The 22,513-nt window shown below is 69.3% G+C and carries 18 protein-coding genes and 1 riboswitch; of the genes, 8 read left to right on the top strand and 10 right to left on the bottom strand.

Going from position 1 to position 22,513, the window contains the following annotated elements:
- Positions 1 to 25: 25 nt before the first annotated feature.
- Complete coding sequence (locus J7D54_RS00310) at positions 26 to 2,635, bottom strand: YhgE/Pip domain-containing protein (RefSeq protein ID WP_182763040.1); 2,610 nt, start codon at positions 2,633 to 2,635, stop codon at positions 26 to 28.
- Positions 2,632 to 5,301 (bottom strand): MMPL family transporter, encoded by a 2,670-nt coding sequence (locus J7D54_RS00305; protein WP_182763041.1) that lies wholly within the window; start codon positions 5,299 to 5,301, stop codon positions 2,632 to 2,634. Before J7D54_RS00305 ends, J7D54_RS00310 begins: the two co-directional genes overlap by 4 nt.
- Before the next feature lie 91 nt (positions 5,302 to 5,392).
- Between J7D54_RS00305 and J7D54_RS00300 the strand changes: the two genes are divergently transcribed.
- Positions 5,393 to 5,986 carry a TetR/AcrR family transcriptional regulator gene (locus tag J7D54_RS00300; RefSeq protein ID WP_076062167.1) on the top strand — a complete coding sequence of 198 codons (594 nt, stop codon included), beginning with the start codon at positions 5,393 to 5,395 and terminating at the stop codon, positions 5,984 to 5,986.
- Positions 5,983 to 6,591, top strand: coding sequence for an MBL fold metallo-hydrolase (locus J7D54_RS00295; protein ID WP_182763042.1), 609 nt, complete (start codon positions 5,983 to 5,985; stop codon positions 6,589 to 6,591). Before J7D54_RS00300 ends, J7D54_RS00295 begins: the two co-directional genes overlap by 4 nt.
- A gap of 167 nt (positions 6,592 to 6,758) precedes the next feature.
- On the opposite strand, the gene J7D54_RS00290 is transcribed toward J7D54_RS00295, so the two are convergent.
- On the bottom strand, positions 6,759 to 8,123 hold the full coding sequence (locus J7D54_RS00290; protein ID WP_182763043.1) for an MFS transporter: 1,365 nt from the start codon (positions 8,121 to 8,123) through the stop codon (positions 6,759 to 6,761).
- Position 8,124: 1 nt separating this feature from the next.
- Positions 8,125 to 9,315 carry a TerC family protein gene (locus tag J7D54_RS00285; RefSeq protein WP_245244050.1) on the bottom strand — a complete coding sequence of 397 codons (1,191 nt, stop codon included), beginning with the start codon at positions 9,313 to 9,315 and terminating at the stop codon, positions 8,125 to 8,127.
- Positions 9,316 to 9,502: 187 nt separating this feature from the next.
- On the opposite strand from J7D54_RS00285, the gene J7D54_RS00280 reads away from it, so the two are divergent.
- The gene (locus J7D54_RS00280) at positions 9,503 to 11,410 is read left to right on the top strand and encodes a penicillin-binding transpeptidase domain-containing protein (RefSeq protein WP_245244048.1); all 1,908 of its coding nucleotides are present in this window, start codon (positions 9,503 to 9,505) and stop codon (positions 11,408 to 11,410) included.
- On the opposite strand, the gene J7D54_RS00275 is transcribed toward J7D54_RS00280, so the two are convergent.
- From J7D54_RS00275 to J7D54_RS00265, 3 genes are all read right to left on the bottom strand, one after another.
- Positions 11,403 to 12,740 carry an ABC transporter substrate-binding protein gene (locus J7D54_RS00275; RefSeq protein WP_182763046.1) on the bottom strand — a complete coding sequence of 446 codons (1,338 nt, stop codon included), beginning with the start codon at positions 12,738 to 12,740 and terminating at the stop codon, positions 11,403 to 11,405. The genes J7D54_RS00280 and J7D54_RS00275 overlap by 8 nt on opposite strands.
- A gap of 73 nt (positions 12,741 to 12,813) precedes the next feature.
- The gene (locus J7D54_RS00270) at positions 12,814 to 13,161 is read right to left on the bottom strand and encodes a multidrug efflux SMR transporter (RefSeq protein ID WP_182763047.1); all 348 of its coding nucleotides are present in this window, start codon (positions 13,159 to 13,161) and stop codon (positions 12,814 to 12,816) included.
- Entirely contained in the window at positions 13,161 to 13,475 is a 315-nt protein-coding gene (locus J7D54_RS00265) for a multidrug efflux SMR transporter (protein ID WP_182763048.1), read from the bottom strand. The genes J7D54_RS00270 and J7D54_RS00265 overlap by 1 nt, the downstream gene beginning before the upstream one ends.
- Before the next feature lie 35 nt (positions 13,476 to 13,510).
- Positions 13,511 to 13,569: riboswitch (guanidine-III (ykkC-III) riboswitch) on the bottom strand.
- 96 nt (positions 13,570 to 13,665) lie between these two features.
- On the opposite strand from J7D54_RS00265, the gene J7D54_RS00260 reads away from it, so the two are divergent.
- The 5 genes from J7D54_RS00260 to J7D54_RS00240 all read left to right on the top strand — a co-directional run bounded on the left by J7D54_RS00260 (position 13,666) and on the right by J7D54_RS00240 (position 19,941).
- Positions 13,666 to 14,706, top strand: coding sequence for an LLM class flavin-dependent oxidoreductase (locus J7D54_RS00260; RefSeq protein ID WP_182763049.1), 1,041 nt, complete (start codon positions 13,666 to 13,668; stop codon positions 14,704 to 14,706).
- Between the two features lie 53 nt (positions 14,707 to 14,759).
- Positions 14,760 to 16,433 carry a DUF885 domain-containing protein gene (locus J7D54_RS00255; protein WP_182763050.1) on the top strand — a complete coding sequence of 558 codons (1,674 nt, stop codon included), beginning with the start codon at positions 14,760 to 14,762 and terminating at the stop codon, positions 16,431 to 16,433.
- 45 nt (positions 16,434 to 16,478) lie between these two features.
- On the top strand, positions 16,479 to 17,435 hold the full coding sequence (locus tag J7D54_RS00250; RefSeq protein WP_182763051.1) for a TIGR03885 family FMN-dependent LLM class oxidoreductase: 957 nt from the start codon (positions 16,479 to 16,481) through the stop codon (positions 17,433 to 17,435).
- Positions 17,436 to 17,453: 18 nt separating this feature from the next.
- Positions 17,454 to 19,118, top strand: coding sequence for an alpha-amylase family protein (locus tag J7D54_RS00245; RefSeq protein ID WP_182763052.1), 1,665 nt, complete (start codon positions 17,454 to 17,456; stop codon positions 19,116 to 19,118).
- 70 nt (positions 19,119 to 19,188) lie between these two features.
- Positions 19,189 to 19,941 carry an extensin family protein gene (locus J7D54_RS00240; protein ID WP_182763053.1) on the top strand — a complete coding sequence of 251 codons (753 nt, stop codon included), beginning with the start codon at positions 19,189 to 19,191 and terminating at the stop codon, positions 19,939 to 19,941.
- Here the strand turns inward: J7D54_RS00240 and J7D54_RS00235 are convergent.
- From J7D54_RS00235 to J7D54_RS00225, 3 genes are all read right to left on the bottom strand, one after another.
- Positions 19,931 to 20,413 carry a flavodoxin domain-containing protein gene (locus J7D54_RS00235; RefSeq protein ID WP_076062142.1) on the bottom strand — a complete coding sequence of 161 codons (483 nt, stop codon included), beginning with the start codon at positions 20,411 to 20,413 and terminating at the stop codon, positions 19,931 to 19,933. The two genes, J7D54_RS00240 and J7D54_RS00235, sit on opposite strands and share 11 nt — an antisense overlap.
- Positions 20,414 to 20,477: 64 nt before the next feature.
- Positions 20,478 to 21,080 carry a DsbA family protein gene (locus J7D54_RS00230; protein ID WP_182763054.1) on the bottom strand — a complete coding sequence of 201 codons (603 nt, stop codon included), beginning with the start codon at positions 21,078 to 21,080 and terminating at the stop codon, positions 20,478 to 20,480.
- 59 nt (positions 21,081 to 21,139) lie between these two features.
- Positions 21,140 to 22,396 carry a dicarboxylate/amino acid:cation symporter gene (locus tag J7D54_RS00225; protein WP_182763055.1) on the bottom strand — a complete coding sequence of 419 codons (1,257 nt, stop codon included), beginning with the start codon at positions 22,394 to 22,396 and terminating at the stop codon, positions 21,140 to 21,142.
- Positions 22,397 to 22,513 lie beyond the last annotated feature (117 nt).

Raw genomic sequence — 22,513 nt, 5'->3', positions numbered from 1 at the left:
CCCGTACGCCCACCTGGTTGGAGTATCAGCCGGCGTGGGCCGCCCGGAACTGCGCGGGGGTCAGACGACGCTTGGCGGCGATCGCCGTCACCGAGAAGGTGAGGGCGACGACGCCGAGCAGGAGCGCCACGGAGGCCAGGCCGACCTCACCGGTGCCGTCCGCCATGTGGGTGCGGACCAGCTCGAAACCGTTCTGCAGCGGCGACACCGCGCCGATCGGCGAGAGCCAGCCGACGGCCGAGGAGAGGCCGAGGCCCACCGTCACGACGAGCAGCAGCCCTGAGATCAACCGCCCGATGTTGCCCAGCCAACCGGCCAGGGCGTGGTTGGCCAACGCGAACGAACCGCCCAACAGCATCATCAGCAACACGAGCACCGCGGCGGTGCCCACGCCCAGGCCCAGCACGACCGAACCGACGAGCCCCAGCACGAGGCCCTGGCCCACGACCAGTACCAGCGGAAGCCACACCGTCCGGCCCCAGAGCACGATGCTCGCTGCACGAGAGCTGACGACGTTGCGCGGCACGGGACGCCAGAAGGCGAACGCCGCCAGGGCGCCGAGCCACAGCCCCGCGACGATCAGCAGCGCCGTGGAACCCACCTCCGTGGGCGTGATCAAGTCCTTCTCCTCGGCCACCGGCGACGCAGCGACGCTGGACAGTTGCTTGCGGTCCTCGGCCGAGTAGGCGGGCAGTTCCTCGGCGCCCTTCGTCAGCTCGGTGTTGAACAGCTCGAGACCGTCCGAGAGCTGCCCGGCGCCGGACGACAGTTGGCTGAGCCCCCCGCTGAGTGCGTCGGTGCCCTCCGCTGCCGAGCGCACGCCGGCGGTGTACTGGCCGACGCCCGAGACGTATTCTTCAGCGCCGGTCTGCAGCTGCTGGGCGCCCGAGTCGAGCTGCCCGACCCCGCCGGCGAGGCCCGAGGCCCCGTCGGCCAGGCCGCGGGCGCCGGTCTGCAGCTGCTGGACACCGGCCGGGAGTTGGGCGATGCCGTCTGCCAGGCTGCGGGCGCCGTCGGCCAACTGGGTGACGCCGGCCGGCAGGGCGCCGACCTGACTCTTGAGTTGCTGGAGACCGCCGGCGAGCCGGGTGGCGCCGTCCGAGACGAGGGGGGCGTTGTCGACGATGGGCTGGGCCTCGATGACGATCTGCTCAGCGCCGTCACGCACCTGCGTGAGGGCGCCGCTGAGGACGGCCATCTGCTCGGCGGTCTGCGTCGGCAGTTCGGCGACAAGGGTGTCGACCCCGTCAGCCAGCGCGTCGGCGCCGCCGGCGAGTTGACCCGCGCCGCCCAGCAGCGACAGCCCACTCTGCGGGTCTGGCGTGTTGAGCGCGGCCGAACCCGCGCCGGTGCCGGCCTGGAACCCGCCCTGCACGCCCGCGGCGGCGCCGGCCGCGAACGTCTGGCGGCGCATCTCGCAGGTGGCCGGATCCTCCACCGGGCACGTGAAGGCCTGCGCGATCTGGTCTGCGACCGCGGCGACCTCGGCGGGCATGGGCACGGCGCCGGAGGCGTAGCCCTGCAGGGCCTGGTCCGCCTGGGTGAGGCCGCCGCTGAGCCCGGCAGCGCCGTCGGCGGTGGCGCGGGCGCCCTGGGCCAACAGATCGAGCTCCGAGGTGTCGACCGGCTGATTCTCGATGCCGGTGATGATCTGGTTGAGGCCGTCGCTGAGCTGGTCAACCCCACCGACCACCGCGGCGGAACCCTCGGCGAACTCGGGGAGCCCGGCGAGCAACTGGCCGCCCTGGTCCGCCAGTTGCGTCACGCCGTCGACGAGGGCCGGAGTCTGTCCGGAGAACTGCTCGACACCGTCGGCCAACTGCTCGGCGCCGTCGACGAGGCGGGGCGCCTGGCCCGCGAACTGGTCCACGCCGTCGGCCAACTGGTCGGCGCCCGAGGCGAGCTGGCCGGCGCCTGTGTTCAGGGCGCCGACGCCCACGGCGAGGTCGCCCACGCCCTCCGCGAGCTGCGCGCCACCGTCGGCCAGCTTGCCGCCGTTGTCCTTGAGTAGCGTCATGCCGTCGTTGAGCTGCGCGGCGCCGTCGGCCGACTGCTGCGCGCCGTCGGACAGCTGCGAGGCGCCGTCCTCCAACTCGGAGACACCGTCGACGATGGTGCCGAATTGCTCGCCCACGGTGTTGAAGCCCACGTAGATGCCGTCGAGGTACCCCTCGGTGAGCTGCGCGTTGATGGTGTCGGTGGCCATGCGGGCGATCTGCTCGGCCACCTGGGCGTCCGTGACCGGCGCGTTGTCGCTGACCGCCACCTGGATGCCGGCCTGCTCGGCCTTGGCCGCGTCGTTCTCGGACCAGGACGTGGCGTTGGCGGAGAAGTTCTCCGGGATGGTCACGACGGCGGAGAACCGGCCGGACCTGAGGCCCTCGGTGGCGCTGGGCGCATCCGCGAGGGTCCAACTGATGTTGTCGCCTTCGCGCTCCACCATGGCGGCCGTGAGCTGGCGGCCCATGGGGATGTACTGGTCGCCGACGGTGACCGCCTGGTCGAGATTCACGACGGCGGCCTCGATGCGGCTCTCGCCGCCACGGCCGATCAGGCCCAGCATCAGGCCTGCGGCCAGCAGCGGCACAAGGGCCATCGCAACGATCTGTGCAGGGGTGGGGCGGGTGTTTCTCATGCCCTTGTCTCCTCGTGCAGGGGTGTGGCGACGTTCAGCACGCCGTCGGGGGTCAGGTCGATGAGGTGCTCCGCGCTGGCGGCGCCCAGGAGGACGGCGCCCCGCGAACGGGTGTTCTGGATGAGCTGGTCGAGGGCGTCCCGCGCGGCGCCCGGCGTCACCACGTCGACGGAGTCGACGATCACGACGGTGGCCGGACGGGTGCTCTCCAGCGCGGAGGCCACGTCGTCGACACGGGCCAGGTCGAGGTAGGTCACCCGACGGCGGGCCCGGCCGGCTCCTTCGGGCAGCAGCGCGCCGGCCACCCGGGCTCGGCCGCCGGTGGTCTGGAGCCTGCCGCCCAGCGCCAGGAGGGCGCCGGTGCGGGCACCGACGGGGCCGACGACACCGGCCACCTGGCCGGGCATCAGCCACAGGGTGAGGGGCTCGACGATGCCCTCCACCTCAAGGTCTTCGGCGTGCAGCGCCGACCCGTCGCCGGGCCATTCCTTGAGCGCCATCTCCTTGGAGAGCACCTCGCCCTCCACGTCGAAGGTGGGCAGCAGGCGGTCCAGCCACGCGGGCAGCCACCAGGCGCGGTCGCCGAGCAGCGTCATCACGGCCGGCACCAGCGTCATACGGACCAGGAACGCGTCCACAGCGACGCCCACGGCCAGCGCGAACGCGATCGATTTGATCGGCCCCATGCCTTCGGGGACGAAGAACGCGAACACGGCGAACATGATCACGGCCGCAGCGGCCACGACCGGCCCTGAGGCGACGAAGCCGCTGCGGATGGCGTCGAGCGCGCTCTTGCCGTGCACGTACTCCTCACGGATCCGGCTGACGAGGAACACCTCGTAGTCCATGGCGAGGCCGAACAGGATGCCCATCAGCAGGATGGGCAGGAACGAGATGACCGGCATGCCGCGCTCGAGGTTGACCAGCTCCTTCAGCCAGCCGTGGTTGAACACCAGAGTGGTGGCACCGAACGCCGCGCCGACGCTGAGGAGGTAGCCCACCGTCGCCTTCACCGGCACCCACACCGAGCGGAACACGGCGGCCAGGAGGACCAGCGACAGGCCGACCACCAGCAGCCCGAACGGCAGCAGCGCCTGGGTGAGCTTGTCGCTGATGTCGATCTGGACGGCGGTCATGCCGGTGAGGTTGGTGTTGACGTCGTACTCGGCCAGCCACTCGTCGTGTCGGTCCATCAGCGCGCGGGCGAGGACGGCGGTCGCGGGGTCGTCCGGGCCGGTGGTGGGGACCACCTGGATGAGGCCCGTGTCGGCGTTGGGGTTGGGGGTGGACAGCGGCACGGAGGCGACGCCGTCCATCCGCTCGATGTCGGCCTTGAGGTCGGCCATGACGCCGAGGGGGTCCGTCGAGCCGATGATGTCGGCGGTCACGACGAGCGGGCCGTTGACGCCCTCGCCGAAGTGCTCCGCCATGAGGTCGTAGGCGATCCGCGCGGGCTGTTCCGCGCGCTGCTGGCCGGCGTTGGGCAGCGACACCTGCAGCCCTACCGTCGGGATCGTCAACGCACCGAGCAGCACGACGACGCTGATGATGGTGGCCACCGGGTGCTTGGTGGTGACGCCCACCCACCAGGCGAAGGCACCCGTCCCGGAACGGGACTTCTTCCTGGCCTTCGGCGCGCGTTCCCGGGGGCGCATCTTCTCGCCCATGAACCCCATCAGCGCGGGCAGCAGGGTCAGCGCGACGGCGACGGCCAGGGCCACGCCGAGCGCAGCGAAGATGCCCATCACGGTCAGGAACGGGATGTTGGCCACGGACAGGCCGAGCAGCGCGATGAAGACGGTGAGGCCGGCGAACACGACGGCCGACCCGGAGGTGCCGACGGCGCGGCCGGCCGACTCCTGCGGCTCGAGGCCCTGGCGCAACTGGTCGCGGTGCCGCGACAGGATGAAAAGGGCGTAGTCGATGCCGACGGCGAGGCCGAGCATCACGGAGAGGATGGGCGTGGTGGAGTTGATGGCGAAGACCGACGTCAGCAGGAACATGAGCGCCGTGGTGATGCCGACGCCCATGATGGCGGTCAGCAGCGGCAGTCCCGCAGCAACGAGGGACCCCAGCACCACGGTGAGGACGATGAGGGCCACCACCAGGCCGATGATCTCGATGAGGCTCAGCGCGGGCAGTTCGATGTTGTACGCCTCGCCGCCCATCGCGACCTCGCTGCCCGGCGGCAGCTCCGTCTGCAGGGCGTCGGCCACCTCGGTGATGGGCGCCAGGTCGTCGGCGGTCGGGGTCACTCCGGAGAACCCGAGGCTCAGCTGGATCAGCGCCGCGCGTTCGTCGTCGGAGACGAGTCCGTCCACGAACTCGTTCCAGGGCGAGGTGGCGCCGTCGGCCTCCACCTCGTCGAGCGCGGCGAAGCTGGCGACAGCGTCCTCGATCTGGGGCCGGTAGGTCTCGACCGACTCGCCCTCGGGGAGCACGATCACCGCCATGGCCGACAATGCGGCACCCTGCGGGAACGTCATCCTCAGCTTCTCCAACGCCTCCTGGGAGTTGGAGGAGGGGATTTCGAAGTCGTTGTTGAAGCTCCCTGACCAGGCCGCGGCCGCGCCGCCCAGGCCCAGGAGGACCGCCAGCCAGATGGCGAGCACGGTGAGGCGGCGCCGGAAGCACCATTTGCCGACGGCGTAAAGCCAAGCTGACATGAGATTGCCCTATCCTCTGGTGTACCGGCATCAGGATACATCGGTGTACCGATTTCAATACATTCCTGTACCCGTCGCGAAAGTGAGCAACATGACGGTCTTGGACACAGCCCGACGACGGGCCACGCGCGCCCGCCTCGTCGAGGCCGGCATCAGCGAGTTCGGCACCCGTGGCATTGACGCCACCAGCGTCGAGCAGGTGTGTGAGGCGGCCGGCTTCACACGCGGGGCCTTCTACTCGAACTTCTCCAGCAAGGACGACCTCTGCATCGAGATCGCCCAGACCGTGGCCGAGGAGGCGTCGGCCCGGATCCGGGACGCGCTGGCCACCATGCCCGACGAGATCCCGGCGGATAGCATCGTCACCGCCATCCTCGACGTGGCGCACCTGTCCCCCGCACTGCATGCCACGGAGGTGGAACTGTCGCTGCGGGCCGCGCGGGTGCCCGAGTTCGGCGAGCGGCTGCGCGCCACCCGCGCCGGGCTGCTGCCCATGTACCTGGAGGTCGCCGAGCAGGCCGCCGCCCGCGCCGGCGTGCGCTTCACCGTCCCTGTCGCCGATGCGCTGGAGATCCTCGAGACACTGCACTACTCCCCCCGCCAGATCGGCTACAACGAGGAATCCAAGCGGCTCATCACCCTCGCCTCGCAGGCCTTCGTCGAGCCGATCGGGACCGGGGCGTGAGCGCCCGCGTCGAACATCTGGTGACCGCCTCCGGCCAGGGCTTCGAGAACAACGTGTGGCTGGTGGGCGACGACACCGAGGCCATCATCATCGACCCGGCCCACGACGCCTCGGCCGTCGTCGAACTCGTGGGCGGGCGGCGCGTCACGCAGATCGTGCTGACGCACGGACATTGGGACCACATCGGTGCGGTGCTGGACTTGGCACCCCTGGTGGGCAGCCCGCCCATCCGGCTCCACGAGGCCGACAGGTTCCTCTGGGACGAGGAGCACCCGGGCGACGACTTCAACCCGCTGCTCGACGGCGAGCACCTCGCCGTCGCGGGGACCGAGCTGGAGGTGCGCCACACCCCGGGCCACACGCCCGGGGCGGTGTCTCTAGTGGCGGAGGATCTCGGCTGCGTCTTCACCGGCGACACCCTCTTCGAGGGCGGCCCGGGCGCCACGCGCTGGGGCTACTCCGGCTTCGAACAGATCATCGGGTCCATCTCCGAGCGGCTCTTCACGCTCCCCGATGAGACGGTGGTCCACACCGGGCACGGACCCTCCACCACCATCGGGGCCGAGCGCCCGCAGCTGGCTGACTGGGTCGCCCGCGGCTGGTGAGCCGCGGTACCCAGGCCCGGCCGGGTAGATTGGCCGCCATGATGCGCAAACTGTTGTGGCTCGTCGGGTTGATCACCCTGGCCTGCGTCGTGGTGGGGGCGGTGGACCGTCGGCAGGCCGCGCGTCGCCGCGAGCTGTGGGCCGAGGCGACCGACTGACACCGGCGTTCAGGACGCGCGGGTGAGGTCTTCCGTCCCGCGTTCGAACGTGGCGTGCCCAAGACGCGCCCCAGCCCCGAACAGCACCGCTGCACAGGCCACGTAACCCACCCCGATGCCGACGAAGGCCGCCGTCGAGAGCCCCGTGGTGGGCAGCACGAAGGCCGCCACGACCCCCGCCGTCACGAATGCGGCGTTGAAGAACATGTCGTAGAAGGTGAAGACGCGGCCCTTGTACTGCTCTTCCACGTGCGACTGGACGATGGTGTCCACACAGACCTTGAACGCCTGGACGGCCAGGCCGACGAAGAAGCTGGTCACGAAGACCACGGGCTTCGCGGAGCTGATGGCCAACGCCGCCGAGGTGGCCGTGCCGAGCAGGAGCACCGCGATCGAGGTGCGACGCAGCCCCAGCCACCGCACCATGACGGGCACCACGGGTGCCGACAGGATGAAGCCGGCGCCGGTGGCCAGGCCCCAGACCGTCAGGTCGGCGAGCGCCAGTTCCGGGCGGTCCGAAGGGTGCCACAGGTGCCTGGCGGCGAGGATGACCGCGACGCTGAGCAGGCCGAACAGCAGCCGTGTGGCGGCCATCAACAGCAGCGCCAGGAGCGCGACGGGACGGGTGCGCAGATGGCGGGCGGCATCTGCCAGGCCGGCCACCACCTCCGTGGTCGAACGCCGCCTGACGACGGTGGAACCCACGCCGCCAGCGGCTGGGTCAACGGGGGCGGGGCCGAGGGCGTCGCGGTGGAAACCGCGGCACACCAGCACCGAGCCGACGAACATCACCGCCGACAACCCGAACACCATGGCATCGGCCCTGTTGGCCCCCAGCGCGTCGCCGAGCGCGAACCGGGCGGCGAAGCCGGCGACCGCGCCGATGACGACCCCGATGGGCCCCACCGTCGGCACGATCGACGACGCCGTGAGGTACTCGTCCTGCTCGACGGTGTGCTGCAGCCCGGCCGACAGCCCGGCCAGCATGAACCGGTTGATGCTCATCGCGACCAGCAGGGCGCCGAACAGCACGACGGCCCAGCCCCCCGTCGTGGCCCCCGTGGCGATGATCACGCCGATGGTGGCGGCGAGGACCGCCCGGGTGAGGTCCGAGTAGAGGGCGACATTGCGTCGCGACCAGCGGTCCAGCAGCGGTGACACGAACGGGCCGATCACGGTGAACGGCAGCAGGGTGAGCGCCAGCACCCCCCCGATCGCCCAGGCGCTGGCCTGCGACTGTGGGGAGAACAGGATGTAGCTGGCCATCCCCACCTGGAGTGTGCCGTCAGCAGCCTGGCTCAGGATCCGCAGGGTCAGCAGCCGACGGAAGGCTGCGTGGCGCCAGAGTCGCCTGAGGGCGCTGATCAGCTGCACGTCAGTAGTCGCCGGCCTCGGCGTGCGCGCGCTCCGCCTTCTCGACGGACCAGTTGGCACCGACCTCTTCCATCATGGCCTCGACCTTCTCGCGGTCGAAGCGCATGAGGGCGTTCTGCGCTGCCAGCATCTCCTCGTACTTGGCGGTGCGCTCGCCCGGCTCGCCCTGGTAGTCGTGGCTCAGGTAGCCGTGGGCCAGGCGGTCCACACGGCGGACGGCGGCCATGAGCTTGCCCTTGGGCGAGACCAGCGACGCCACGACCGTGAGCGTCAGCACGCCGATGATGACGGGCAGTGAGGTGTACGCGTCGAACGTGAACACGTTGACAGGCTCACCGTCGTTGATGAAGAACAGCGCGTTGGTGTGCAGCGCCTCGAGCACCAGCTTGACGCCGATGAAGCCGAGGATGATCGACAGGCCGTACTTCAGGTAGACGAGGCGGTCCAGGAGCCCGTCGATCAGGAAGTACAGCTGACGCAGACCCATCAGCGAGAACGCGGTGGCGGCGAACACGATGTACACGTTGGTGGTGACCGCGTAGATGGCGGGGATGGAGTCGAGCGCGAACAGGATGTCCGTGCCGCCGATGGCCACCATCACGAGCAGCATGGGGGTGAGGACCCGGCGGCCGTTCTCCATGGTGAAGAGCTTGTCGCCGTCGTAGTGGTCCGTGGTGTGGAGGAAGCGCTTGGCGAGGCGGATGATGAAGTTGTCCGCCTCCGAGTCTTCCTTCTCCGGCGCCAGCAGCTTGCCAGCCGTCACGATGAGGATCAGGCCGAAGAGGTAGAAGGTCCAGGTGAAGTTGTCGATCATCGCCTTGCCGGCGAAGATGAAGGCCGAGCGGGCGATCAGCGCGAAGACGATGCCGAACAGCAGCACCTTCTGCTGGTCCGCGCGAGGCACGGCGAAGCTGGAGATGATTACCAGGAAGACGAAGAGGTTGTCAACTGACAACGCCTTTTCCAGCAGATAGCCGGAGAAGTACTCCACGCCCATGGTGGTGCCACCGAAGATCAGCAGGATGACACCGAAGAGGATCGCCACCCCCACGTAGAAGGCCGACCAGATGGTGGCCTCACGCAGGGTGGGTTCGTGCGCCTGCCGCACGTGGAAGAAGAAGTCGAACGCGAGAAGGGCCAGAATGGCGACCAGAGTGATCGCCCAGACCCAGAGGGGCACGTTTGTCGACACGCAAAAGCTCCTGACTGGCGAGAAAGCGGGGTTTCTGCCATCGGTACCCTTCAGGGCCAACGTCGATGACTCATCAAGTCTACCGTCCGGCACCGCCAGCCCGGAAACGCCGGAAGCCACCGCGCGTTCTGCGAGGGCTGTCGTCACCCTTGGGTAGCCTGGGGTGGCGCCGAAGAGGAGGTCCCTGATGCGTCGACTACTGGCCGCGGCACTGACCGCCGTCCTACTCGCCTCGGGCTGCGCCCCGGGCGCCGACGGTGACTCGCCCCAGCCGCAGGAGTCGCCGACGGCCGCAAGCCCAGCCGGTGACGTGCCGGCCGCAGATTCCGTCCTGGCGGAAGTGGCCGCGGCCCTGACTGCCAGGGATGTCTCCAAGCTCACGATGTCGGCCAGCAACGCCGCGGCGCAGGCCGAACTCGAAACGATCTTCGCCGGCATGGATGGCATCTACCCCACGTTCGAACCGGGCGAGCTGACCTACCAGGGTGAGGGCGCCGTCGGCACCTTGACGGTGACGTACCCGCTCGGCGTGGACGGCTGGACCTACGCCACGCCCGCCGCGTTCACGCTCCGCGACGACCAGTGGGTGCTTGAGTGGTCGCCGACGTTGGCGCACCCTGAGCTGACGGGGTCGACGCGGTTGCGCTTCACGCAGGAGGAGGCCAAGCGCGGGCCGATCAACGACAACACCGGCCTTGCGCTGGTGGAGGAGCGCGCGCTCTACGAGGTGGGCATCGACAAGGCCGCGCTGGCCGAAGCCGAATGGGCCACCTCCGCCGCCCAGCTGGCCACCCTCCTGGGCGCCGACGCGGAGGCCTTCACGGCCAAGGTGCTGGGCGGCGGGCCGCGGGCGTTCGTGATCGCCAAGACGCTGCCCCAGTCGGAGATCCCCGCCGGGGTCGCCGATGTGCCGGGCCGGCACGTGCGCGAGATCCGTGCGGTGCTGGGCCCCAGCTCGACGTTCGCGGCGCCCATCCTGGGCGCGATCGGGGAACCCACCGCGGAGATGATCGAGAAGTCCGGCGGCAAGCTCACCGTCAACGACCGCGTGGGCATCTCCGGCCTGCAGCTGCGCTACGACGAGCAGCTCCGCGGAGTGCCCCTGATCCGGGTGGACCTGGTGTCCAGGGCGGCGGAGGAGGGCGCGTCGCCGTCGCCCACCCCCATGGAACCTCGCCCGCTGTTCCTCCAGGACGAATCCGTCAGCGAAGGCATCGACCTCAGCATGGACCGTGACCTGCAGACAAAGGCCGAAGCGGTCCTCGCGGCGCAGCCCGGTCTCGCGTCGCTCGTGGTGATCAACCTGGCCGACGGTGGGTTGCTCGCGGCGGCCCAGTCGCCGTCGGGTGGCACCTATCCGCACGCCACGTTCGGCAAGTTCGCTCCCGGTTCCACGTTCAAGGTCGTCTCGTCGCTGGCGATGCTGCGGCACGGGCTGTCGCCGTCGTCGACGGTGCAGTGCCCGCCCACGCTCGCCATCGACACCTACACCTTCGGTAACTACACCGGCTACAGCCACACCGGCGCCATCACGCTCACGGATGCCTTCAAGTACTCGTGCAACACGGCGTTCGTCGCGGGCGCAGACACCGTCACCTCGGACCAGCTGGCCGCTGCCGCCGGTTCGCTGGGCGTGGGCACCGATTACGACGCCGGGTTCACGTCGAACTTCGGCACAGTGGCGCCGAGCAACCGGATCGACCGGGCCGCGTCGATGATCGGTCAGGGCCAGATCACGATGTCGCCGTTGGGCATGGCGGCGGTGGCCGCTTCCGTGGGCGCCGGCCGCACCGTCGTGCCGTGGCTGGTCAAGGGCCACCAGGCGTCGCCGACGGCCGCTCCGCTGGCGGCCGCCGAGGCGCAGAGCCTCCAGGCCATGATGAAGGCGACGGTGGACACCGGCACCGCGCAGTCCCTGAAGGGCAAGATGATCGGCGCCAAGACGGGCACCGCCCAGTGGGGACCGACGGGCAACCAGCAGACGCACGCGTGGATGATCGCCTACAACGACAAGGTGGCGGTGTCGGCGTTCGTGGAGGTCGGCGACAGCGGCGGCACCACCGCGGCGCCCCTGATCACGGCTCTGTTCAGCTGACGAAGGCCGCGTAGTCGGCCTGGAGCACCTCGGCCACCGCTTCGGGGTCCTTCTGGCCGCCGATCAGTTCCTGGAACGCCGCGCCCGCGGTGTCGCCGAAGCTGGGCGTCGCGTAGTCCAGATAGGGCAACAGCGTGCCCCGCTGCGACACGGCCGCAAATTCCACGAAGACGTCGTGCAGCACCCCGGTCTCCGGCGCCAGCTCGCCTGCCCGCAGCACGGGGAGCCCGCCGTTGGCCGCGACCGTCTCCATGGCCCCTTCGTTGGTGATGAAGTCCAGATAGGCGGCCGCGACCTCCGGATGGGCCGCCCTCGACGGGATGGACCACGGGATGCCGGTACCCCCGGTGGTGGCCAGCGCACCGTCGAGGCCCATGGGCGGAGCCATGAAGCGCAGTCCCTCGCCCACGGCATCCTGCAGGTCGGTGGCGAGCCAACTCCCGGCCGGCAGGAAGGCAGCCTTGCCCTCGGCGAAGTGGAGCCAGGCCGAGTCGTAGTCCGTGCCGTTGGGAGAGTCACCCAGGTAGTCCTCCGCACCCCAGGCGGCGAACTTCGTGAGCGCCTCGAGGTTCGCGGCGCTGGTCCAACTGGCCCCCGAGTTGCCCATGCCGAGCTTGATGATGTCGTCCGTGGGCACGTAGGCAGCCTGGAGCGGCCCGAACACATGGAGGGCGGGCCACTTGTCCAGGTTGCCGAGCACCATCGGCTGCAGCCCGTCGCCGCGCGCCGCGTCGAGCAGGGCGAAGTAGCCCTCCCACGTTCCGGGGGCCTCGCCGCCGAGCCTGTCCAGGGTCGCCTGCCGGTAGTACAACCCGACGATCTCCCCCGTCTGCGGCACTCCGTAGAGGTTCCCCTCCCCGAAACTGACCGCATCCGGTGAGTAGCGCATCTTGCCCAGCACCGAGCCGGCGAACCGGTCGTCCCAGCCGTAGGCGGCCGCGAACCCGGAGAGGTCGAGGATCTGACCCGCACGGACGAAGGCCCCCATGTCGGCCCGGGCGTTGTTGACCTGCATCACGTCGGGCACATCGTTGCCGGAGAGCGCGAGTGTGACCTGCTTGCGGAGGTCGTCGAAGGACTGCGACAGTCGCCGGATCGTCACGTTGGGGAACGCGTCCTGGAAGCCCTGGTTCAAGGCCTCCATCGTGGCGTTCTGACCCCCGCGGACCTCCTGGTCCCACACGGTCAACGTGACGTCGCCGAGCGACGCGATGTCAGGGTCCGCGACGGCAACAGGCTGGGAGCTGGCAGTCGGTTCCTGATGGGAGCCGGGCGCGCACGAGACCACGGTGCTGCCTGCGGCAACAGTGAGGAACGTGCGTCGCTTCATGGGTGCCTTCTCAGTGACTGGGCTTCCAAGAATGCCAGCCCGGCGCAGTGCCCATCGGCCGGCGAGGATCTCCTCAGTGAGGGCTGTCCCGATCCATCCGCTTCAGGCCCACCACGCACGCGACGATGCCGGCCAGGAACAGCGCCTTCAGCCAGGACATCTCCTCCTGGCCGGTCAGGGTGGCGTAGGTCACGGTGAGCACCGCCCCGAGGCTGGTCCACACCGCATAGGCCGTCCCCGTAGGGATGTGTTTCATCGCCAACCCGAGGCCGACGGTGGACAGTGCCACCGCCACGAGGAACACGACGGTGGGCCCGAGCCTCGCGAAACCCTCGCTGGCCGACAGCGCGTTGGCCCACACCGCCTCGAGGACGGCGCTGACCAGGAGGACGGGCCAGGCCCAGGACTGCGGCAGCCGCATCACGCCACCACCTTCAGGCCCACGACGCACGTCACGATGCCCACCAGCAGGAGGACCTTCTTGACGTTGGCCGGCTCCGCGCCCGTGGCCATCGCCCAGATCACGGTGAGCGAAGCGCCGGTGGCGGTCCAGACGGCATAGGCCGTGCCCGTCGGCAGCGTGTCGAGCGCCACCCCGAGGCCAATGAGACTGAGGACGGACGCCACCACGAAGACCATGGTGGGCAGGGGGCGCCGGAGCCCGTTCGAGCGGCCGAGCGCGGTGGCCCAGACGGCCTCCATCACACCGGAGGCGAGCAGGATGACCCAATCCATGAAGACACAACTCCTTCTGCACTGCCCTCACGCGAGGGGGCCAGTCTTGTCTTCACCGGGTACTGATCCGTCGTCCGGGGCGGGTCGCCAGCGCCGAGTCTAAAGGAGTCCAGGGTGCCCACCAAGGTCACCGGCGCTTGATCGGCTAGACTCCGGGAATAGTTGAACCCTAAACATTGTTGGAGTGGGCATGGACCTCGAAACGCTTGAATTCGGCATCGACACATTCGGCGACGTCACGGCGGCCGCCGACGGCACGCTGCTGCCGCACGACCAGGTCGTGCGCAACGTCGTCGATGAGGGGATCCTCGCCGACCAGGTGGGCCTGGACGCCATCGGCATCGGCGAGCACCACCGCGACGACTTCGCCGTGTCCTCGCCGGAGATGGTGCTCGCGGCCATCGCCGCCCGCACCCAGCACATCAAGCTGGCCTCCGCCGTCACGGTCCTCAGCTCCGACGACCCGGTGCGCGTGTTCGAGCGCTTCGCCACCCTGGACGCCATCAGCTCAGGCCGGGCCGAGATCGTGGTGGGGCGCGGTTCCTTCACCGAGTCGTTCCCCCTGTTCGGCTACAACCTGGCCGACTACGAGGAGCTCTTCGAGGAGAAGCTCGCCCTCTTCGCCCAACTCATCCAAGGCGGCAGGCACAGCTGGCAGGGCAAGCTCACCCAGACCCTCAAGGACGTCGAGCTCTTCCCCACCCTTGCCGACGGGCCGCTCAAGACGTGGGTCGCCGTGGGAGGCAGCCCCCAGTCCGTGGTGCGTGCCGCGTCGCACGGCCTGCCGCTCATGCTGGCCATCATCGGCGGTCCCACCGCCCGGTTCGCGCCGTTCGCCGAACTGCACCGTCGGGCCCTCGAGGAACTGGGCAAGGCGCCGCAGCCCGTGGGCTACCACACGTACGGTCACGTGGCGCCGACGGACGAGGAGGCTCTGGAGCAGCTCTACCCCGCGTGGCTCGAGCAGAGCCGCCGCATCGGCGGTGAGCGCGGTTGGGGCCAGATGGGCCGCGAGCACTTCGAGCACGAGGCCGCCCACGGCTCCATGGCGGTGGGTTCTCCGGAGACCGTGGCCCGCAAGATCGCCGACGGCATGAAGGCACTCGACGCCACCCGCTACCAGCTCAAGGTGTCCGCCGGCCGTCTCTCTCACGAGGCGATCCTGCGCTCCATCGAGCTCTACGGCACCGAGGTGGTCCCGCTCGTCAAGGACATGCTCGCCGACGCCTGAGCCGTGAGGATCCCCTCGCCGTACGGTCAGAGGCCGGTGCTAGCGTCGGATCCATGACAGAAACGCCCGCGCGACCAAGCTCGCCCCTGGACCAGATGGCCGACGACTACGTCGAGACCTTGGCCAAGCTCTCCCCCATCGCCGCGACGAACTGGGGCATCCCCGGCCAGGACCATCTCCTCGACGATTTCTCCCCGGCCGGCCTCGACGCCCTCGCCGACGCCACGCGCGCCACGCTGGCGAAGGTGCGGCAGACCGCCCCGCAGGATGAGATCGACGAGGTCACCGCCGCCGCCATGAACGAGCGGCTCGGCCTCGAACTCGAACTCCACGACGCCGGCGAGAGCTACGCCACGCTCAACAACCTCGCCTCGCCGCTGCAGGGCATCCGCGACATCTTCGACCTGATGCCCACGGACACCCTCGAACAGTGGGAGGTCATCGACCAGCGCATGGCCACCGTGCCGACGGCGGTGGACGGCTACATCGAATCGCTCCGTTACGCGGCTGCCCACGCCGACGGCCCGTTCCCTGCGCTCCGCCAGATCGAGCTGGGCGTCAAGCAGGCAGAGGAGCTGGCCGGCGTCGGTTCTTTCTGGACCCGTTTCGCCGAGGGCGCGCAGGTGCCGGACGCTGCCTCCGCCTCGCTGCTCCGCAGCGCTGACGTCGCCCGCGAGGCGTACGGCCGGCTCGCCGGGGCGCTGCGTGAGCTCGCCCCCCACGCCCCGAAGGACGACGCCGTGGGCCGGGAGCGCTACGAGCGGTTCTCGCGCTACTTCCTGGGTGCCCGTGTCGACCTTGACGAAACCTACGAGTGGGGCCGCGAAGAGCTCCACCGCATCGTCGCCGAGCAGGACGACGTCGCCCTCCAGCTCTACGGCGAGGGCACCTCACCGGAGGAGGCCATGGCGCGCCTCGACGACGACGTCAACCGCCAGCTCCACGGCGTGGACGCCCTCCAGCGCTGGATGCAGGAGACCTCGGACCAGGCGGTCGCCGAACTGGCGGACGTCCACTTCGACATCCCCGCCCCGGTGCGCCGGCTCGAGTGCATGATCGCCCCCAGCAACACCGGTGCCATCTACTACACCGCCCCCTCCGACGACTTCTCCCGCCCCGGCCGCATGTGGTGGTCGGTGCCCGAGGGCGTCGAGCGCTTCGGCACCTGGCGCGAGAAGACCACCGTCTACCACGAGGGCGTCCCGGGCCATCACCTCCAGCTGGGCCAGACGATCTACCGCTCCGCGCTCCTCAACCACTGGCGCCGGCTCGCGTGCTGGGTCTCGGGTCACGGCGAGGGCTGGGCCCTCTACGCGGAGCGCCTGATGGCGGACCTCGGCTACCTCGACGACCCCGGAGACCGGATGGGCATGCTCGACGCCCAGCGCATGCGCGCTGCCCGCGTCGTCCTCGACATCGGCGTCCACCTGGGCAAGGAAGCGCCGGAGGAATGGGGCGGCGGCACCTGGAACGAGCCCAAGGCCTGGGAGTTCTTCAAGGCCAACGCCAACATGGCCGAAGAGTTCCTGCGCTTCGAACTGGACCGCTACCTCGGCTGGCCCGGACAGGCGCCGTCCTACAAGGTGGGCCAGCGGCTGTGGGAGCAGGCGCGCGACGAGGCAGCGGCCCGGGGAGGCGACGCGTTCGACGTGAAGTCGTTCCACCGCAGGGCCCTGGACCTCGGCTCCGTGGGCCTCGACACCCTCCGCGAGGCACTCCTGAAGTAGCCGAAACCGTTGCGCCCTGGCCCCGGATGGGCTGGACTAGAGGCCATGACGCGACTCGGCTTCCACGCCTCCCACGAGCAGATCGCCCCCGGCCAGCTCCTGACCGACGTTCAACTCGCAGAACAGGCCGGGTTCCAGATGGCCATGTGCTCAGACCACTTCGTGCCGTGGTCCACGGCGCAGGGCCACTCCGGGTACACCTGGAGTTGGCTGGGCGCGGCGCTCGCCACCACCGGGCTCACGTTCGGCTGCGTCACCGCCCCGGGCCAGCGCTACCACCCGGCCGTCATGGCGCAGAAGATCGGCACGCTGGCCTCCATGTTCCCGGGCCGCTTCTGGACGGCGCTCGCCAGCGGCGAGGCGATGAACGAGAACATCACCGGCGACGTCTGGCCGCGCAAGGAGGTTCGCGAACAACGCCTCGACGCATGCGTCAGCATCATCAGCCGCCTGCTCGACGGTGAGGAGGTCTCCCACGACGGCCTGGTCACCGTGAACTGCGCGCGCATCTGGGACCGGCCTGAGGAACGGCCGCTGCTCATCGGCCCGGCCGTCTCGGCTGAATCGGCCGCGCGCATCGCGCAGTGGGCCGACGGCCTCATCACGGTGAACCAGGACCACGACTCCCTCCGCCGGGTCATCGACGCCTACCGGGGCGCCGGCGGGAGGGGCCGACTCGCGCTCCAGCTGCACCTCAGCTGGGCCCCCAGCTTGGAGAGGGCGGAGCACATCGCCCACGAGCAGTGGGCGGGCAACGCGGTGGGCGCACCCCTGACCTGGGACATCGCCACCGTGGAGGGTTTCGACGTGGCGGCGTCCCACATCACCGTCGACGAGGTCCGCCGTGCGGTGCGCATCTCCGACGACCCGGCCCAGCACGTGGCCTGGATTCAGGAGTACGCAGCACTCGGATTCGACGACATCTACCTCCACTTCGTGGGCCAGCACCAGCAGCCTTTCATCGAGGAGTTCGGCTCACGGGTCTTGCCAGAGTTCGCCTGACCTGGCTTCGATGGACCCATGAGGATTACCGATACGAGCGACCTGTGGTGGAAGAGCGCCATCATCTACTGCCTGGACATCGAGACCTATCTGGACAGCGACGGTGACGGCGTGGGCGACCTCGCCGGGCTCTCCCAGCGCATCGACTACCTCGCCCAACTCGGGGTCAACACCCTGTGGCTGATGCCGTTCTACCCCAGCCCGGACCGCGACGACGGCTACGACATCAAGGACTTCTACGGCGTCGACCCACGCCTGGGCAATCACGGCGAGCTGCTGGAGGTCATCCGCACCGCCCACAGCCGCGGCATCCGGGTCATCGCAGACCTCATCATCAACCACACCTCGGACCAGCACCCCTGGTTCGTCGCGTCGCGTCGGAGCACCACCAACAAGTTCCGCGACTACTACATCTGGCGCGACGACGACCCGGGCGACACGTCGGCCGAAGTCGTGTTTCCCGGCGAGGAGGACGGCATCTGGACGAAGGACGAGCGCACCGGCACCTGGTACCTCCACCACTTCTACAGCCACCAGCCGGACCTCAACGTGGCCAACCCGAAGGTGATGGACGAGCTCCTGCGCACCGTCGGCTTCTGGCTGGAACTGGGGATCGACGGCTTCCGCGTCGACGCCGTGCCCTTCCTGCTGCAGAACTCCGAGACCACGACGACGCCCACCCAGTACACGGACCCGCACGACGTGATCCGCGGCATCCGCGACTTCCTGGGCCGCCGCAAGGGCGACGCCATGCTGCTCGGCGAGGTCAACGTGCCGCACGAGGAGCAGCTGAAGTACTTCGGTGAGGACCGCGGCGACGAGCTCCACATGATGTTCGACTTCATCGCCATGCAGGCCTGCTACCTGTCCTTCGCCCGCGAGGACCCGGCGCCGCTCATCAAGGCGCTGTTGGACCGCCCCGAGATCCACCCCACCTGCCAGTGGGCCACGTTCCTGCGCAACCACGACGAACTCACCCTCGACAAGCTCACTGACCAAGAGCGCCAGGAGGTCTTCGAGGCCTTCGGCCCCGAGGAGGAGATGCAGGTCTACAACCGCGGCCTCAAGCGCCGGCTCCCACCCATGTTCGCCGGAGACCCCCGCCGCGTCCGGATGGCCTACTCACTGATGTTCTCGCTGCCGGGCTCCCCCACGCTGTACTATGGCGAGGAGATCGGCATGGGCGAGGACCTCTCGGCCGAGGGGCGCATGTCGGTGCGCACGCCTATGCAGTGGGACAGCGGGCGCAACGGAGGTTTCTCCAGCGCTTCCCCCGGCAAGCTCATCCAGCCGCCCGTGGCCGACGGCTTCGGCCCCGAGCACGTCAACGTCGCCGACCAGGAGCACGATCCCAGCTCGCTGTGGTCCTTCATCCGCACCCTGATCAGCGTGTGCCGACGGCGGCCCGAGTTGGGCTGGGGCGACTTCAGCGTGCTGGAGCACCACAAGACCCCCTCCGTGCTTGCGCACCGCCTGCAGTTGGACGACTCCTCCGTCGTGGCGCTCCACAACTTCTCCTCCGACGGCACAGTCGTCTCCCTCACGGACGTCTTCGGGGACGACGACGTGGTGGAGGACCTGCTGGACGGCGAGGCCGTGATCCACCACGAGGGCGGCGGCCTGGAGGTGCCGCTCGACGGCTACGGTTACCGGTGGTTCCGCGTGGCGCGGCGGGCCACCTGAGGCACGTCAGGGTCGGCCGGCACTTCCGGCGGATGGCGGGGGGCTTGGCGGCGGATCTACGCTGGCTGCCATGACGTCCCGCCGCGCGCTGCTCCTCGGCGCCGCGGTGCTGCCCTTGGCAGCGTGCGGGCGATTCGACCCCGGCTTCGACGTGCCCCTGGACGGGCCGGTGGCCTGCCGCACGCCTGAGTCGCTGACCGCCTTCGACACGCTCGGCGGAGCGCCCCTGCGCTACGAGATCACCGGCACCCCACAGAGCTTCAACGCGGACCCGCGCTTCGTCGAGCAGTTGCAGGGCTGGGCCGACGACTGGGTGGCGGTCAGCGGGCTGGGCGCGCTGGCGGCAGTGTCCACCTACGGCGCCCACGTCGACAAGTGCGGGTCCTGGCACGCCGCGGGCCGGGCGTTCGACTTCGGCGTCCTCACCCATGAGGACGGCACCGAGGTCTCCTGCCGCTACGACCTCTACGGGGAGGACCCCACGCGGCTCGCCCTGTACTGGCGGTTGGCGGCGTCGTTGGCGAAGCACTTCAACTACACGCTCACCTACCGCTACAACGAGCAGCACCACAATCACATCCACGTCGACAACGGCGTCAGCGGCTACGAACCGTTCGGCTTCAACGAGGGCTCACGCACGCACGTGACGCTCGTGCAGGGCGTGCTGCGCTGGGTCTTCGGGCGCGACGTACCGGCCCACGGCGACTTCGACGCCACCACCCGCGACGCCGCCCGCGCCCTGCAGCAGGAGTTCGGCATCACGCAACGCCTCAGCACGACGGAGGGCTGGGCAGCGTTCCTCGACGCCGCGGCTAGGGGGTGAGCGTCACCGCCCAGGCCCGCACGGCGGCGGGGTCGAAGTGGTCCTGCTCGCCGTGCTTCATCGACTTCATCAACAGGCGGCGGAAGAAGCCCACCTTCCCGGGGACGTAACGCCCCGCGAAAGACTCGCTGGCCTCCGCACCCGTCAGTTCCACCATCGGCGCGTTGTACGCAAGGGACTGGTCACGCGCGGCCGGGTCCTGGGCGCTGAGGCAGGTGTTGAACACCGCCACCCTGGTGCCTTTCAGGGCCTCGGCATGGGAGGCGGCCCACGTCGTTGCCTCGGAGTACCAGTTGTTGGCGTTGATGCCACTGCCGAAGATCACGAGACCGGCCCCGTCGACGGCGGGCTTGTCCTTGAGGTCGGCCACGCGCACGTCGTGGCCGCCCTCACGAAGGACATCTGCGACGGTGAGTGCGACGTCGCGGGCGGAGGCGGTGCGGGTGGCGTACCCGACGAGAACCGAAGTCATGAACCATAAGATAGTGACGCGGTTGTGCCCGCCGACTCCGGGGTCGCCCCTAACGGGCCCGGGTTCAGTCGAAGATGGGCCCGACGGTGCGGGTGCGCTTCAGTTCGAAGAACCCGGGGTAGGCGGTGACCTTCACGAAACCGTCGAACAGGTCGCCCGCCTCCTCGCCCTTCGGCGCGGGCGAGATGACCGGTCCGAACAGGCTCATGCCGTTGACGCGTAGCACCGGGGTGCCCACCTCGTCGCCCACCGGGTCCATGCCCTCGTGGTGTGAACGGCGCAGGTCGTCGTCGATGTCGCGGGTCCGGGCGATGTCGACGATGTCGGCGTCAGCCCCGACGGCGGCGAGCGCCGCCCTGACGGTTTCCGGGGAGCGCTCCTCATCGTTGAGGTGGAAGCGGGTGCCGATCTCCGTGTAGAACTCGAGCAGCTTCTCAGAGCCGTGGCGCTGTTCGACGAGCAGCGCCGCGCGAGCCGACACCCAGGCCTTGTCCATGAGCTCCTGGTAATCGGAAGGTAGGTCGCGACCGTCGTTGAGGACGGAGAGGCTCATGACGTGGAAGGTGGTCTTCACGTCACGGACCTTCTCCACCTCGAGCATCCAGCGGGAGGTCATCCAGGCCCAGGGGCAGACGGGGTCGAACCAGAAATCAACGTGTGTCGTCATGGCTCCATCTCACCACACCGGCGGATTGACGGAAGCGACGTTCGCCGTCGGCGTCAGGCTCAGCTGGCCAGCGCGTCTACCGCCTCGGCGTCCGCCTTGGCCGCCGACTCCTCGGCGAGCTGTTCCTGGCTCTTGGAGGAGCGGACCCACTTGTCGATGATGGCGGCGATGGCGCCGTCGCCCGTGACGTTGGTGGCGGTGCCGAAGGAGTCGATGGCGATGTAGGTGGCGATCATGAGGCCGACCTGGGCGTCGGTGAAGCCCAGCATCGACGACAGCAGGCCGACAGCCGTCATGATCGCGCCGCCCGGCACGCCGGGTGCTGCCACCATCATGACGCCGAGCATGAAGATGAACGCGATCATCAGACCGGGCTGGATGGCGCTGCCGGACAGCATCATGACGGCGATCGAGAAGCAGGTGATCTTGATCATGGAGCCGGCCAGGTGGATGGTGGCGCACAGCGGCACGGCGAAGGCCGCCACCGGCTGGGACACGCCGTTCTTCAGCGTGGAGCGCAGCGTCACCGGGATGGTGGCGGCCGACGAGGAGGTGCCCAGGGCGGTCGCGTAGGCGGGCAGCATGTTGAGCAGCATCCGGAAGGGGTTGCGGCCGACGACGGCGCCCGCCACCAGGAACTGCAGCACGAGCATGATCCAGGTGAGGATGAACACGAACACCACGACGCCGAGGAACGTGACGATGACGGTGGCCACCTGGCCGCCCTGGGTCATGTTGAGGAAGATGCCGAAGATGTAGATGGGCAGCAGCGGGATGATGATCTTGGCGATCACCCAGTTGACCAGGTCACGCAGTTCGCGGAAACCGCGCAGCAGTGCGCCGCCCTCCACGACCGTGAGCGCGATGCCCACCACGAAGGCGAGCACGACGGCCGTGGTCACGCCGAAGAGCGGCGGGATGGGCAGCTCGAAGAAGGGTGCCAGCAGTGACTCCTCAGGGTTGGTGAGGGACTGCGCGCCGTCGGCCGGCAGCACCCTGGGCAGCACCAGCATGGAGGCGCCGTAGCCCATGAAACCAGCCAGCAGGGTGGAGAGGTAGGCCAGACCGGCCGTGATAGCCAGCCACTTACCGGCGCCGCGGCCGAGATCGGCGATGGCGGGGGCGATGAGGCCGAGAATGATCAGCGGGATGGCGAATCCGAGGAACTGTCCGAACAGTCCGTTGAACGTCACGAAGATGCGCGTCACCCAGTCAGGCAACACGGTGCCCAGCAGCACGCCGAGCACGATGGCGGCGACGATCTGGGGCAGCAGCCCGAAGGAGAACTTCCTGGGCCTGGTTGTCTCAGCACTCATAGGAGAAAAATAGACGACCCCCTGGGAGATATCCGCATCGGGCCGGCTTGGTGAGAAAGGGCGGGCGCGATTTTACTCCCACCCCACCCCTGAATTCACACCTTTAGGGGCCTGTCA

The organism is Tessaracoccus sp. MC1865, from assembly GCF_017815535.1.
Lineage (GTDB): Bacteria > Actinomycetota > Actinomycetes > Propionibacteriales > Propionibacteriaceae > Arachnia.
This window is presented reverse-complemented; position numbering and strand designations above follow the sequence as displayed.

What these genes read in the sequence shown, in the direction of transcription:
- J7D54_RS00270 (WP_182763047.1), bottom strand. Translation starts at nt 13,161, where the DNA reads ATGCGGCTGCCGCAGTCCTGGGCCTGGCCCGTCCTCCTGGTCAGCGCC.
- J7D54_RS00275 (WP_182763046.1), bottom strand. Translation starts at nt 12,740, where the DNA reads ATGAAGCGACGCACGTTCCTCACTGTTGCCGCAGGCAGCACCGTGGTC.
- J7D54_RS00240 (WP_182763053.1), top strand. Translation starts at nt 19,189, where the DNA reads ATGACGTCCCGCCGCGCGCTGCTCCTCGGCGCCGCGGTGCTGCCCTTG.
- J7D54_RS00225 (WP_182763055.1), bottom strand. Translation starts at nt 22,396, where the DNA reads ATGAGTGCTGAGACAACCAGGCCCAGGAAGTTCTCCTTCGGGCTGCTG.
- J7D54_RS00280 (WP_245244048.1), top strand. Translation starts at nt 9,503, where the DNA reads ATGCGTCGACTACTGGCCGCGGCACTGACCGCCGTCCTACTCGCCTCG.
- J7D54_RS00265 (WP_182763048.1), bottom strand. Translation starts at nt 13,475, where the DNA reads ATGGATTGGGTCATCCTGCTCGCCTCCGGTGTGATGGAGGCCGTCTGG.
- J7D54_RS00300 (WP_076062167.1), top strand. Translation starts at nt 5,393, where the DNA reads ATGACGGTCTTGGACACAGCCCGACGACGGGCCACGCGCGCCCGCCTC.
- J7D54_RS00250 (WP_182763051.1), top strand. Translation starts at nt 16,479, where the DNA reads ATGACGCGACTCGGCTTCCACGCCTCCCACGAGCAGATCGCCCCCGGC.
- J7D54_RS00310 (WP_182763040.1), bottom strand. Translation starts at nt 2,635, where the DNA reads ATGAGAAACACCCGCCCCACCCCTGCACAGATCGTTGCGATGGCCCTT.
- J7D54_RS00235 (WP_076062142.1), bottom strand. Translation starts at nt 20,413, where the DNA reads ATGACTTCGGTTCTCGTCGGGTACGCCACCCGCACCGCCTCCGCCCGC.
- J7D54_RS00255 (WP_182763050.1), top strand. Translation starts at nt 14,760, where the DNA reads ATGACAGAAACGCCCGCGCGACCAAGCTCGCCCCTGGACCAGATGGCC.
- J7D54_RS00305 (WP_182763041.1), bottom strand. Translation starts at nt 5,301, where the DNA reads ATGTCAGCTTGGCTTTACGCCGTCGGCAAATGGTGCTTCCGGCGCCGC.
- J7D54_RS00260 (WP_182763049.1), top strand. Translation starts at nt 13,666, where the DNA reads ATGGACCTCGAAACGCTTGAATTCGGCATCGACACATTCGGCGACGTC.
- J7D54_RS00230 (WP_182763054.1), bottom strand. Translation starts at nt 21,080, where the DNA reads ATGACGACACACGTTGATTTCTGGTTCGACCCCGTCTGCCCCTGGGCC.
- J7D54_RS00245 (WP_182763052.1), top strand. Translation starts at nt 17,454, where the DNA reads ATGAGGATTACCGATACGAGCGACCTGTGGTGGAAGAGCGCCATCATC.